13 protein-coding genes are annotated in these 12,809 nt (G+C 45.6%); all 13 read left to right on the top strand.

Features of this window, described 5'->3' with window-relative positions:
• The first annotated feature begins 28 nt into the window (after positions 1-28).
• The 13 genes from ABFV83_RS13510 to ABFV83_RS13450 all read left to right on the top strand — a co-directional run bounded on the left by ABFV83_RS13510 (position 29) and on the right by ABFV83_RS13450 (position 12,739).
• Entirely contained in the window at positions 29-1,042 is a 1,014-nt protein-coding gene (locus ABFV83_RS13510; RefSeq protein WP_349944526.1) for an iron ABC transporter permease, read from the top strand.
• On the top strand, positions 1,039-2,037 hold the full coding sequence (locus ABFV83_RS13505; RefSeq protein WP_349944524.1) for an iron ABC transporter permease: 999 nt from the start codon (positions 1,039-1,041) through the stop codon (positions 2,035-2,037). The genes ABFV83_RS13510 and ABFV83_RS13505 overlap by 4 nt, the downstream gene beginning before the upstream one ends.
• Before the next feature lie 14 nt (positions 2,038-2,051).
• Positions 2,052-2,855, top strand: a complete 804-nt coding sequence (locus tag ABFV83_RS13500) for an ABC transporter ATP-binding protein (protein ID WP_349944522.1) — start codon at positions 2,052-2,054, stop codon at positions 2,853-2,855.
• Between the two features lie 32 nt (positions 2,856-2,887).
• The gene (locus ABFV83_RS13495; protein ID WP_349944520.1) at positions 2,888-3,238 is read left to right on the top strand and encodes an FMN-binding protein; all 351 of its coding nucleotides are present in this window, start codon (positions 2,888-2,890) and stop codon (positions 3,236-3,238) included.
• 20 nt (positions 3,239-3,258) lie between these two features.
• The gene (locus ABFV83_RS13490; protein WP_349944518.1) at positions 3,259-5,028 is read left to right on the top strand and encodes an ABC transporter ATP-binding protein; all 1,770 of its coding nucleotides are present in this window, start codon (positions 3,259-3,261) and stop codon (positions 5,026-5,028) included.
• Positions 5,021-6,748 (top strand): ABC transporter ATP-binding protein, encoded by a 1,728-nt coding sequence (locus ABFV83_RS13485; RefSeq protein ID WP_349944516.1) that lies wholly within the window; start codon positions 5,021-5,023, stop codon positions 6,746-6,748. The genes ABFV83_RS13490 and ABFV83_RS13485 overlap by 8 nt, the downstream gene beginning before the upstream one ends.
• Before the next feature lie 224 nt (positions 6,749-6,972).
• On the top strand, positions 6,973-7,788 hold the full coding sequence (locus tag ABFV83_RS13480; protein WP_349944515.1) for a MerR family transcriptional regulator: 816 nt from the start codon (positions 6,973-6,975) through the stop codon (positions 7,786-7,788).
• Between the two features lie 107 nt (positions 7,789-7,895).
• Positions 7,896-8,372 (top strand): SAM-dependent methyltransferase, encoded by a 477-nt coding sequence (locus ABFV83_RS13475; RefSeq protein WP_349944513.1) that lies wholly within the window; start codon positions 7,896-7,898, stop codon positions 8,370-8,372.
• A gap of 324 nt (positions 8,373-8,696) precedes the next feature.
• Complete coding sequence (locus tag ABFV83_RS13470) at positions 8,697-9,293, top strand: cytidylate kinase-like family protein (protein ID WP_349948921.1); 597 nt, start codon at positions 8,697-8,699, stop codon at positions 9,291-9,293.
• A gap of 108 nt (positions 9,294-9,401) precedes the next feature.
• Complete coding sequence (locus ABFV83_RS13465; protein ID WP_054740721.1) at positions 9,402-10,013, top strand: L,D-transpeptidase family protein; 612 nt, start codon at positions 9,402-9,404, stop codon at positions 10,011-10,013.
• Positions 10,014-10,259: 246 nt separating this feature from the next.
• Complete coding sequence (locus ABFV83_RS13460; protein WP_349944511.1) at positions 10,260-10,706, top strand: VanZ family protein; 447 nt, start codon at positions 10,260-10,262, stop codon at positions 10,704-10,706.
• Positions 10,703-11,443 carry a tRNA pseudouridine(38-40) synthase TruA gene (gene truA, locus ABFV83_RS13455; protein ID WP_349944509.1) on the top strand — a complete coding sequence of 247 codons (741 nt, stop codon included), beginning with the start codon at positions 10,703-10,705 and terminating at the stop codon, positions 11,441-11,443. Before ABFV83_RS13460 ends, truA begins: the two co-directional genes overlap by 4 nt.
• A gap of 117 nt (positions 11,444-11,560) precedes the next feature.
• On the top strand, positions 11,561-12,739 hold the full coding sequence (locus ABFV83_RS13450; protein ID WP_349944508.1) for a cation diffusion facilitator family transporter: 1,179 nt from the start codon (positions 11,561-11,563) through the stop codon (positions 12,737-12,739).
• The last annotated feature ends 70 nt before the right edge of the window (positions 12,740-12,809 follow it).

Below are 12,809 nucleotides of genomic sequence, written 5' to 3'. Positions count from 1 at the left end.
TCCCAAAGCCCCGGCAAGCCCTTCGCCTATGCCTGTGCGATGGCTTCGAACCAAAACAGGCTTTGCGCTATCTCTTGTTTTGATGGGGAGTGGGTTACTGCTCTCCCTCCTGTTCTCAGCCAGCGTCGGTGTGGCGGGCGGGAATATTAGTATTTTAATAAATACACTTTTTCATCCTGCAGCATCTTCTGACATGGGAAGAATTATGCTGGAGATGCGTATGCCCAGAGCATTAGCTGCCTGCTTTACCGGGGCAGCCTTTGCCCTTGCAGGTGGCGTAATGCAGGGTGTGACGAGAAATCCTTTGGCAGATGCCGGGCTTTTAGGAGTCAATGCGGGAGCCGGATTTTTTGTTGCTCTAACCGCAGTCCTTTTGCCGCCCTTGTCAAGCATCGGTACGATGATTTTCGCGTTTATGGGAGCGGCACTGGCCGTGCTGCTAGTATATAGGATAGGAATCAGCAAGCATAAATCCGGCTCTATTCGGCTCATCTTGGCCGGCAGCGCTGTTTCCACTCTGTTAACTGCATTGAGTCAAGGGATTTCTCTCGCCTTCGGACTTTCAAAATCGATGTCATTTTGGACGGCTGGGAGCTTGTCCGGCATTACATGGCAGAGCCTTCTCCTGACCGTTCCATGGATTGCGGGGGCCGGGCTTATCAGCCAGATTCTTTCTGGAAGGTTATCGGTGCTTGCCCTGGGAGGGGAAAGTGCAGCGGGACTCGGTGTAAACGTATGGGCTGTTCGGATGGCCGGCATCGGAGTGGTGTTGATTTTGGCGGGAGCCAGCGTATCCCTGGTAGGCGGAATCTCATTCCTGGGGCTGATCGTGCCGCATATTGCACGATTCCTTGCCGGTGAGGATTACCGCAGGCTTTTGCCGGTATCCGCACTGTTGGGGGCAATACTGCTTGTGCTGGCGGATATCGCTGCCCGTTCCATTAACGCTCCTTTTGACACACCGGTAGGTGCGCTGGTATCAGCCATTGGCGTTCCGATCTTTCTGGTGCTGACGTACCGGAAGAAAGGAGCAGTTTTATGAAAAAGAAACACAGGCAAAAGCTTGTGCCATGGGTTCTCCTGTTGGCGGTAATCGGGGCTGTCCTGCTATCAATCAACAGCGGCTATTCAAATATCTCTTATTCAGACGTGGCTGCAAGCCTGCGCCATCCAGGCGGCCCGGATGCCTCCGTCACTCTTTTGCATATCCGCTTTCCGCGCATTATCCTTGCTGTCTTATGCGGAATGGGGTTGGCACTGTCCGGCTGCACACTGCAGGCTGTGACAGAAAATCCACTGGCTGATCCGGGGATATTGGGAATCAATGCGGGAGCTGGATTTACAGTTATGCTGTTTTTGACTTTTTTCCCTTCCCTGCACATCAGCACCATGGTCTATCAGCCGCTTTTTGCCATGGCGGGTGGAGTGGCGGCAGCAGGCATACTATACGGATTTTCCAAAAGAAACGGGAAGATCGTACCGTCTTATCTCTTGCTTGGCGGCATTGGCATTTCGGCCGGTTTTTCGTCCCTGATGCTGATTATGGCTGCCGACATGGAAAACAGCAGTTATCAGCTGGTAGCCAGATGGCTGTCAGGTAATATCTGGGGCACCAGCTGGTATCAGGTGAAGGCACTGCTTCCTTACCTGCTGATTCTGATTCCGCTTCTTCTTGCCAAAGCAGATATTTTAGACTTACTGCTTTTGGGAGAAGAAGCATCCCTTGCATTGGGGGTTCGGGTGGAGAGGGAACGAAGAATCTTATTGGTTGTGGCAGTGGCATTGGCAGCCAGCTGTATTTCCGTCAGCGGCGGAATCGGCTTTATCGGATTGGTTGCTCCCCATATAGCAAGAAAATTTGCAGGAGGGCGGCATCATGTGCTCTTGCCTGTATCCATGCTGCTTGGAGGATTACTCCTGCTTTTTGCGGATACCATAGGGCGTTCTCTTTTTGGAGTCATTGAAATTCCAGTTGGAATCGTGATTTCCGTTCTGGCCGCACCCTATTTTCTCATTCTGCTTCGCAGGCAGACATAAGGAGGTGAAAAATTGTGCAATCATGTATTACAGCTGATAAGCTGTCCGCCGGGTATAACGGCATTTCGGTTTTCCGTGACATGGATATTGACATTCCCGCAGGGAAAATAACAACCCTGATTGGCTCCAATGGCTCTGGCAAATCAACCATTTTGAAAACCATGTCCCGCCTTATTATGCCGGACAGCGGAGCAGTCTATCTGGAAGGTCAGTCCATTCACAGTATGCCAACCAGGCTGGTGGCACAAAAGCTGGCACTCCTTCCCCAAGGAGCCCAAACGCCCTCCGGTATTACAGTGAGCGATTTAGTGGAATACGGACGATTTCCCCACCGCACCAAGCTGTCAGGGCTTACATCAAAAGATCAGGAAATCATCCGATGGGCGTTGTCCAGCACAAGCATGACAGAGCTTGCCGACCGGGAAATGGATCAGCTTTCCGGCGGACAACGGCAGCGGGGGTGGATTGCCATGGCGTTAGCACAAAAAACAGATATCCTGTTTCTGGATCAGCCAACTACATATCTGGATGTTTCGCATCAGCTGGAAATCCTGCAGCTTTTGCGGAAATTAAATAAGGAACAGGGTGTTACTGTGGTTATGGTTCTCCATGACCTGAATCACGCCATGATGTTTTCCGATTATTTAGTGGCAATCAGGGATGGAAAAAAACACAGCACCGGTTCGCCGGAGAATGTGATTACACCCCAGACGCTTCGGGAGGTTTTCGATATGGAGGCGGCGGTGATTCGTCATCCTGTTCTGGATGTTCCCGTATGTCTGCCTTACGGCGTAAGAGGACAGGTATTTCAAAAATAGAATCAAAAAATGGAAAACAGAGGAAATAAGCAATGAAAAAAATGACTTTAGTGATGGCTGCGACATTGTGTATCTTGACACTTCTCGCCGGCTGCGGCCGTTCTGCGGATACTTATAAAGCTGGAACTTATACGGCTGCCGCCGAAGGGTATGCCGGTGATGTGGAAGTGGAGGTGGAGTTTGATCAGGGATCCATCCTTTCTGTAAAAGTAACCGATCACAACGAAACCGTTGGTATTGGTGACAGAGCGATTGAAGAATTGCCCCCAAAAATCGTGGAGGAGTTAACTTGGGAGGTGGATGCGGTTACCTCTGCTACGGTGACCAGTGATGCAATCAAGACTGCGGTAAAGGACTGTATAAATCAGGCTAAGAAAAAATAGTTGTTAGGAGGTGAGGGAGGTTGAATACAGAAACTGCTGCAAAACATTCCGCTGTGGGGGGAATCATGACCTTTGCACAAGGGAAAAAGGGGCATATGCTGCTTTCTGCCCTATTGTCTATTCTTGGGGTTGTAAGTGGATTTGTTCCCTATCTCATGATAGGTCAGATTGCCAGCAGCTATCTTTCAGGAAGACTGACCTATAAAAATTTGCTGCTCTCAATTGCCTTGTCTGCAGCAGCATATATTCTCCAAGGGATACTGCACAGTGGAAGTACGCTCATATCCCATCGGTACACCTTTGAAATTCTTGAAAACATTCGCAAAAGTGTAACCGATAAAATGAGCCGGCTCTCTATGGGCACAATTCGGAAGTACTCATCGGGTGAATATAAAAACCTTGTACTGGATGAGGTGGAGAAGCTGGAATACCCCCTTGCCCATGCAATTCCAGAGGTAACCGGCAACCTGTCTGCGTTTTTAATGGCTTTTGTTCTCATGCTGTATATGGATGTCCGTTTGGCTTTCAGCGCTCTGATTACGATTCCCATAGGAATATTGATTATGAAAGCTATGTTTCGTGGATATGGGCAGCGATATGAGCAGTTTATGAAGGCGGGAGATGTTCTCAACCAAACCGTGGTGGAATATATTGATGGAATTGACGTCATAAAGATTTTTAATCAGGCGGACAGCAGCTTTGAAAAGCTTCATCATGCTGTTAACGGCTACAAGGAGTTCACACTGAGATGGTATCGGCACAACTGGCTCTATAAATCGGCATACTATGTGATTTTACCTTCTGCTATTATCGGTGTTTTGCCGGTAGGCATGGTTTTACTTGGGCGGAGTGAGATTTCTTTAGCGACCCTGCTCTTGTTCATCCTGCTCTCGTTTGCGCTAATTTCACCGCTGATTAAGCTAACTGAATTTATTGATAACTTTGCCCTTATTATTAAAACAGAACGTGAGGTGCATGATTTTCTTGCACAGGAAGAACCCCAATATGCTTCTGCTTTGGTAGAAATAAGCGATTACGGGATTACTGCAGAAAATGTCCGGTTTTCCTACAACCAAGCCCTTGTGATGGACGGCGTGAGCGCAGAGTTCCCATCCTCCGGTATTACAGCGATTGTCGGGGAATCTGGCTCTGGAAAAAGCACGTTTTTGCGGCTGATTTCAAGATTTTGGGATATAGACAGCGGAAAGATATGCATCGGTGGCAGGGACATCCGTGATATTCCCCAGGAACAGCTGATGAATAGTATCAGCATTGTCGATCAGGACAATTTCCTGTTTGACATGAGTATTCGGGACAACATCCTGCTGGGGAAGCCCAGTGCAACGCAAGACGAGCTTTTGAAAGCGGTGCAGGCTTCCGGATGCGGGGAAATCATTGACAGGCTGAAAGAGGGATTGGATACCGTTGTAGGCAGCGGCGGCGATTTGCTCTCCGGTGGTGAGCGTCAACGGGTCTGCATTGCACGTGCCATTCTGAAAAAAGCCCCGATTCTGCTGTTAGATGAGCCTACCGCCAGCATGGATATGGAGAACGAACGAAAGGTGCAGTTGGCCTTACAGGAGCTGGTACAAGGAAAAACTGTCATTATGGCAGCGCATCGGCTAAAGACCGTTGCAGGTGCGAAACAAATTCTCGTAATGGATCACGGGAAACTGCTTGACAGCGGAAACCATGCCGTGCTGCTGCAGCGGTGCCCGCATTACACAAGGCTATGGAATGCCTGTGTCAGTGCAGAGACATGGAGTATTGGGGGGAATGAACATGATTAAGCTGCTGCGCCGTGTACTCAAAATGTCCGGCAACCTAAAGCCGCGCATTCTTTGGGGCTTTGCCTTCGGGTTTATGGACGGCATTTTTAACGTATTCCCATTGATCGCAATCTTTTACGCTGTCAACAGCAGCATATCCGGCAGGGAGGTGGCAGTCACCACCGGTTTACTTTTGATTGGGCTCATGGGACGGATACTGTTTCATTATTTGTTATCCAGATTTCAATCCTCCGCAGGATTTGAAATGGTTGCGGAAAACCGCCTGAAAATTGGCAACCTGTTGAGGCAGGCACCTATGTCGTTTTTTGATATACACAAGCAAGGTGATTTAACTGCCTGTGTGACCACCGATCTGGGTTTTATCGAGATGTATGTTATGTTTATTCTGGATAAGGTTGTAAACGGGTTTTTGATGACTGCTATAACAGCGGTGTTTCTGTTTGCTTTTGACTGGCGGATAGGACTTACAGCCATTGTGGTATTATTACCGTCGATCATTGTTTTTGCTGTGCTTCAGAAAAAGGGTAAAGAGCTGGGGCCTCTTCGGCAGAACACCCAGGCGGAGCTGGGCGCGGCTGTTATTGAATATGCACAGGGAATCATGACGGCGAAAGCATATGGCATGAAAAGCCGACAGGCAAAGCGCATTTCTGACGCGTTTCATAACAGCAACATACATTCCTTTCAGGTGGAACGCGGGTTTGTAAAGTGGGTGTCAATTTTCCAGGTGATTGTAAAGCTGGCAGGATGCGCGATAGCCCTTGCTTCATCTTTGGCAGCACTTTCCGGAAGTCTTGAATTATCCACCTATCTGATGCTTCTGGTTGCCTCCTTGACAATGTTTGCAGGGCTTGAGCAGTGTGCTTCCCAAACGCCTATGCTGCGCATAATGGAGGCTTCTCTGGATCGTGTGGAGGAAATCACCAATGCTGGATTAGAAGGCAATCCTAAAAAAACGGCTGGTGCCATACCTGATTGCTTTGATATCACATTTGATCATGTAACGTTCGGCTATGGAAAAGAACCAGTGTTGAAGGATTTGTCGTTTCATGTGCCGGAGCATACATCTGTGGCACTTGTCGGCCCCTCCGGCAGCGGAAAAAGCACCATTACAAAGCTGATTCCCCGTTTCTATGATGTCTCACAGGGAAAGATTCAAATTGGAGGTATAGACATACGGGATATGTCTCTGGATCAAGTCCTTTCTTATGTCAGTATGGTATTTCAGAAGGTATATCTGTTTGGAGATACCATAGCCAACAATATTCGTTTTGGCAAGCAGGACGCATCCATGGAGGAACTTAGTGAGGCGGCGAAAAAAGCCTGTTGCTATGATTTTATTATGGAAATGGAGAATGGCTTTGACACGGTAATTGGAGAAGGAGGAAATACACTTTCCGGTGGACAGAAGCAGAGAATATCTATTGCAAGAGCCATCCTGAAAGACGCTCCGATTATCCTGCTAGATGAAGCGACCTCCAGTATAGACCCAGAAAACGAAGCCTTGATACAGCAGGCAATCAATCATTTGATTAAAGATAAAACACTCGTTATTATAGCACACAACTTGTCCGCTGTTCAAACTGCGGATCAAATTCTCGTTCTTAATCATGGCCAGCTTGCAGAGTCAGGAAAGCATGATACACTTCGCCTTAACCACGGTCTTTATAAAGATCTGTGGGATATCAGTCAGGAGGTCAGCCTGTGGCAGACTAAGTAGGTTATTCGGTTAATTGCAAAAACCATATTGAAGCGGGTATTATGTGAATATAGAATAAGTTACCTTGCCAAGGCCGGGGGCGCTGGTTCGAGTCCCGTCTCTCGCTCTTTTTATTTATAGCGGAAGCCATTATTCACTGGGGTTTCCGCTATTTTTGCGTGTTGCATTATATTTGCAGTTTGATTCTGCTTGCGGTATAATCAGTCCTTATAGAGGTGGTGCACATGTTTAAAATAGGCGAGTTTTCCAAATTGACACAGGTATCGATCCGAATGCTAAGATACTACGATGAAACAGGATTATTAAGACCAGCAGAAATAGATAAATTTACAGGCTACAGACTATATTCCACAGAACAAATCCCTGTTTTAAATAAAATAATATTCTTACGGGATTTAGGGTTTACTGTTTCTGAAATTGCGGCTGCCCTTAATCATTGGAATGATGAATTTATAACAAATCAGCTTGATAATAAGCGTTTGGAAATTGAGGAAGCGATAAAAGCGGAGCAGGACAGGCTATCGAAAATCGAACTTGCAAAGAGAGATATTTTACAGGAAAAGATTGCGATACATTACAATGTTTCCATTAAATCCATACCCAGCTATCAGGTGTTTTCTTTAAGGCGGGTCGTTCAGGATTATTATGCCGAGGGCCAGATGTGGAAAGAAATGTCGGCCTTTGCAGAAGAAAATAATATCCCTATTTCGGCCAATACCTTTGCGGTCTATCATGATACAGATTATAAAGAAACGGGCGTTGACATTGAAATATGCGCCCCCGTAGCCAGAACAGGAAAGAATCTGTGCGGTTTTACCTATAGAAACACAGAACCAGTGCCCATTATGGCATGTACTATGATATATGGGTCTTTTGAAAACATAAAGGGTGCATATCTTGCTTTTGCAGACTGGATGCAGGCACATAACCAATACAAAATGAGGGGACAGAGCAGGCAGATTGTCCACCGGGGACCATGGAATGAGGATAGTCCTGATAACTACCTGACCGAAATCCAGATACCATTGGAGAAAATATAAGCATTTTGCAGATTTTGCAGGATGCTTTTTATGATTGACTCTCACATGATGTGAGGGTCTACACTGAATTTGCAGGTAAATTTATTTTAAATATGGAGGAATGCATTATGCAGAATTTTAAGGTAAGCCCTATCGGCAAAATCAGCGTAAACGAAGATGGAATGTTCATTGGACTTGAACCAAGGTATATTCCTGCGCTGCAGGCACTAGACGGATTTAGCCATATCAATGTTATATGGTGGTTCAGTGACTTTGATAATGAGGAAGCAAGAAGTACCCTTGAAACGCCCCAGCCGTATAAAAATGCTCCAGCTGTCATGGGCACATTTGCCACAAGGTCGCCTGTTCGGCCCAATCCTATTGCATTAACTGCGGCACAGGTCATTGATATCAACCTCTCAAAAGGCATCATTCAAATTGCTTATATTGATGCAAATGACGGAACGCCTGTGCTTGATATAAAACCGTACACACCAAGCTTTGACAGAATTGAAACTCCCGGTGTGCCAAAATGGTGCAGTCATTGGCCTAAAAGTTTAGATGAATCAGAACGATTTGATTGGGAAGACGTATTTAACTTTTAACACTCTGCATTACCGATAAGATAAAGTTCAAACAGCCGGCAGGCTGACAATAGCTTGTTTTTAGAAGCCTTCCAATGGCAGGATTGCGATTGGAGGGCTTTTCTCTGCCCCAATACTTTTCAAGAATTTTCCTTAACTGTGAATAAGAAGGACTTAATTGTGGTATACATGCATTTAAGAATGTGGTAAAATGCAAATATATTAAGATTATTAAGATTAACAGGAGATCCAAAGCCCATTTGACAGCCTTGCAGATATCTTGCCATACAGAAAATATGATGGGTAGACGAGCATTACTCAGCAGAAGATAAGGAGGAGCATATGTTGGATAAGGTGATTACAATTAGCCGGGAGTTTGGAAGCGGCGGACGAGAGTTGGGCATGAATCTGGCTGAAAGGCTGGGACTTCCATTCTATGATAAGGAGCTGATTTCCTTATCTGCGGAAGAAAGTGATTTGGCAGAAGAGGCATTTCTGCATTATGACGAACATCTCCCCGTTCAGCAGGAATCTTTGGAACAGTATCATTATTCTCCCTTCTCCACGGTTTATGAAGTTTCCATGTCAGATCAGATCTTTCTGGCCCAGTCCCGTGTGATACGAAAGCTGGCAGAACAGGGCCCCTGTATCATTGTGGGACGATGCGCGGACAGAGTTCTGGAAAACAGTATTAATTTGTTTGTGTATGCCAAAATGGAAAACCGGATTAACCGGATGAATACTCTTGAAACAGGTGTCAATCCGGAAGTTATGGAAGAGCGGATCCGGGAGATAGATAAAAAGAGAAGAGATTATTATCAGTATTATACCGGATGCGAATGGGGCAAGGCACAGAATTACCACCTTTGTCTGGAAAGCAGTCTGGTGGGAGTGGAAGGCTGCCTGGATGCTGCGCTGGCCTACTTAGAATGCTTAATTTAAACAGATGGAATATAGAAAACGGTAAATTTTGGATGGAAATGTAAGAATATTGTAAATGATAGTTTCCAAAATGGATGGTATAATGTAACAAAAAAAGGAGTGTTAAGAATGATGAAATGGGCAGGAAAAGGATATAAGTGTCTTATCTCAGCCATTCTGGTCATCGCTTTGGCGGCATCTTCCCTTGTTACAGGGTACGCAGAGCCGGTATCCGGTCCCGGTGCCAATATTACCTCCGGCAATTCCGGTTCAACAAATAACGTGACCATATATGTGAGCAAGAGAACGAAGACGCTTTCATTAAAGCAGAATGGAGTCTTGATCGCAGAATACCCGGTTTCCCTGGGCGCGGCTTCAGCGGAAGGAAATAAAAAGGTAGAGGGTGATATGAGGACACCCAGCGGGGAGTTCTATGTATGTACGAGAAATGATAAGAGCGTGGCTTATCTTGCATTGGGCCTTTCCTATCCGGCCATTAAGGATGCGGAAAGAGGATATGCGGACGGCATTATCACTGAGGCCCAGAGAGATGAAATAATAAAGGCCAATAAGGAAGGCAAGCAGCCGCCATGGGATACGCCCCTTGGAGGAGCCATTGAGATTCATGGCTGCAGGGTTCCTGACGGAACCACTCATGGCTGTGTTGCAGTGGATAACAATGACATGGATGTATTATGGAGCTACTGTAATTTAGGCGTACCAGTTACCATAGGACCATAAAAGGAATTTCCCCAAATGTGCGGTTTTAGGCCGTTTTTGGGGATTTTTTTAATGCCTGTCCTTGTATTATAACTGCTGTTGTACTATAATAGATGAAATTATGATAAAATATGGAAGATTGAGGAAAAGAATATTCATGTATTTTTCTGAGAGAATGATCCGGATCGGCTATGGGCTGGAAAAGCAGGAGGCATTATCATTAATCATGGAACCGGCGGAAAAAAGCGGATTTTTAAGGTGACGGCTATGAAAAAGAAGGCGATATGGACGGCGGCGGCCGTTCTTTATGTCCTGTTCATATTTTCAAATTCCATGAAGCCGGCGGATATTTCATCGGCGGACAGCGGATGGGTTCTTCAGGTGGCACAGAAATCACTTGGATCCATGGGAATCAGTGCATGGTGGCTGACAGAGCACATAATCCGTAAAACCGCGCATTTTTCAGAATATACCTTATTGGGGATTTTGCTGTACAGATGTATACGGTCCTATGACTTCCCGGCGGAGAGAAGATATTTTATACGGTTAACAACTGGATTTATGGTACCATTTGTAGATGAGACCATACAGCTTATGGTAGAGGGACGATCTGGCCAGATATCTGATGTGTGGCTGGATTGCACAGGAGTGGCTTTTGGGATTTTTCTGGCTGCTTTTCTGCTTAAATATAGAAGAAGGTCGAAAACAATATGATAAAAAATTATCGAATGATTCTGGAATACGACGGAAGCCGTTACGACGGCTGGCAGAAACAGGGAAATACGGAACAGACCATACAAGGGAAGATAGAGCATGTTTTGGAGCGAATGATGGGACAGGCAGTGGAGGTGCATGGTTCAGGACGAACGGATGCAGGCGTTCACGCACTGGCTCAGGTGGCTAATTTTCATGGGGATACCAGGCTGAAGGAAGAGGAGATCATGGAATATTTAAACCAATATCTTCCGGAAGACATTCGTGTAAAAACCGTGGAACGAGTAGCAGAACGCTTTCACAGCCGTCTGAATGCCCAGGAAAAAACCTATCTGTATCGGATCGAAATGGGTGAAAAGAAGCAGGTATTTGAAAGAAAATACATTTATGGATTATTTAAGGAGCTTGATATAGAGGCCATGGAACGGGCCGCATCGTTTCTTACAGGTGAACATGATTTTAAGAGCTTTTGCGCTAACCGGAAAATGAAGAAGTCTTCGGTCAGGGTTTTAAAGCGGATTGATTTTGAACAGCAGGGCAGCCGGCTTCTGATACGTTATACGGGAAACGGCTTTTTATATAATATGGTCAGGATCTTAACGGGCACGCTGGTCGAGGTGGGATTAGGACAGCGTAAGGCGGAAGAGATGAAGGAAATCTTAAATGCAAAAGACCGGAATGGGGCAGGCTTTACGGCACCGCCGGAAGGGCTTTTTCTTGAGCAGGTACGATATTAAGGGTCTAATACCCCGCAGTGGTCTATTGGATATTGCCCCCTGAGGGCAATCGAAAAGTCAAGCGGGATTTATCTTGGCTCGTTGCTTTTACGGAAATAAACGCTGAAAAGGAGTACTATGACAGATTTTTTAGTTCGGACATTTGTTAAAGACTATAAAAACACAGAGGATACCCAGGTACGGACCCGATACGGGCTTATGGCAAGTATTGTGGGTATCTGCTGCAATATTCTGCTATTTGGCGCCAAGCTTTTTGTTGGAATGCTGGTAGGCAGTATCTCTGTAATGGCAGATGCCTTTAATAACCTCTCTGATGCTGCTTCTTCTGTTGTTGGATTTGTGGGTGTAAAAATGGCCGGTAAGCCGGCGGATGAAGATCATCCCTTTGGACACGGAAGAGTGGAGTATATTGCTGCCTTTATTGTAGCCTTTTTGGTTATTCAGGTGGGTTTTTCTTTTTTAAAAACATCCATTGGGAAAATCATTTATCCCGAAGAGATGACTTTTAAGGCTGTATCTGTAGTCATATTACTGTTATCTGTCTGTGTAAAGCTTTGGCTGGCATTATTTAACAATACTCTGGGAAAAAAAATTCAGTCTGCGGTCATGAAAGCAACAGCGGCAGATTCCCTTGGGGACGTAATAACCACTTCTGCCACAATTCTTTCGATCCTGGTTTATGGAATATGGGGGCTTAATATTGACGGAATCATAGGGATTGCGGTTTCTGTCATTGTCATGTGGGCAGGAGTGAAAATAGCCAAGGATACCCTTACTCCTCTCATTGGAGAACCCATTGACCCGAAGCTATATGGTGAGATCACAGAATTTGTAGAAAGCTACGATGGTATTATAGGAAGTCATGATTTAATTGTACACAACTACGGACCTTCCAGGAGCATGGCTTCCATTCATGCAGAGGTGCCGAATGATGTTGATATAGAAGTGTCTCACGAAATTATTGATACCATTGAAAGGGAAGCAGTAAGAAAGTTTGGGATATTTCTGGTAATTCATATGGACCCGGTAGAGACAAAAGATTCCAGGGTTATGGAATTTGGGAACATGGTGAAACATGTGCTGGAGGAAATAGATTCCAGAATTTCTTTCCACGATTTTCGTATGGTAGAGGGAAAAAACCAGATCAATCTGATCTTTGATCTGGTGGTGCCCCGGGAATATGACAGGGAAAAGAAGGATTGGTTAAAAGAAGAAGTCACGAAAAAGGTAACCGAAATAGATAAACGGTGCTGTCTGATCATAACGGCGGAAAGCGGTTTTGGAGTGGAAAAATAAGGTAATAAAAATTTTCCAGATTATGCAATAAGATGACAGTATTCCGCATTAACTTAGTAGAAAGGAAATC

Source organism: Lacrimispora sp. BS-2 (assembly GCF_040207125.1).
GTDB lineage: Bacteria > Bacillota > Clostridia > Lachnospirales > Lachnospiraceae > Lacrimispora.
The sequence above is the reverse complement of the archived record's forward strand: the minus strand, read 5'-3'. Positions and strand labels throughout refer to the sequence as shown.

Coding starts and splice junctions, on each gene's coding strand:
- ABFV83_RS13460 (WP_349944511.1), top strand. CDS start 10,260: ATGAAAAAGAAGGCGATATGGACGGCGGCGGCCGTTCTTTATGTCCTG.
- ABFV83_RS13485 (WP_349944516.1), top strand. CDS start 5,021: ATGATTAAGCTGCTGCGCCGTGTACTCAAAATGTCCGGCAACCTAAAG.
- ABFV83_RS13505 (WP_349944524.1), top strand. CDS start 1,039: ATGAAAAAGAAACACAGGCAAAAGCTTGTGCCATGGGTTCTCCTGTTG.
- ABFV83_RS13450 (WP_349944508.1), top strand. CDS start 11,561: ATGACAGATTTTTTAGTTCGGACATTTGTTAAAGACTATAAAAACACA.
- ABFV83_RS13510 (WP_349944526.1), top strand. CDS start 29: ATGCCTGTGCGATGGCTTCGAACCAAAACAGGCTTTGCGCTATCTCTT.
- ABFV83_RS13475 (WP_349944513.1), top strand. CDS start 7,896: ATGCAGAATTTTAAGGTAAGCCCTATCGGCAAAATCAGCGTAAACGAA.
- truA (WP_349944509.1), top strand. CDS start 10,703: ATGATAAAAAATTATCGAATGATTCTGGAATACGACGGAAGCCGTTAC.
- ABFV83_RS13465 (WP_054740721.1), top strand. CDS start 9,402: ATGATGAAATGGGCAGGAAAAGGATATAAGTGTCTTATCTCAGCCATT.
- ABFV83_RS13480 (WP_349944515.1), top strand. CDS start 6,973: ATGTTTAAAATAGGCGAGTTTTCCAAATTGACACAGGTATCGATCCGA.
- ABFV83_RS13495 (WP_349944520.1), top strand. CDS start 2,888: ATGAAAAAAATGACTTTAGTGATGGCTGCGACATTGTGTATCTTGACA.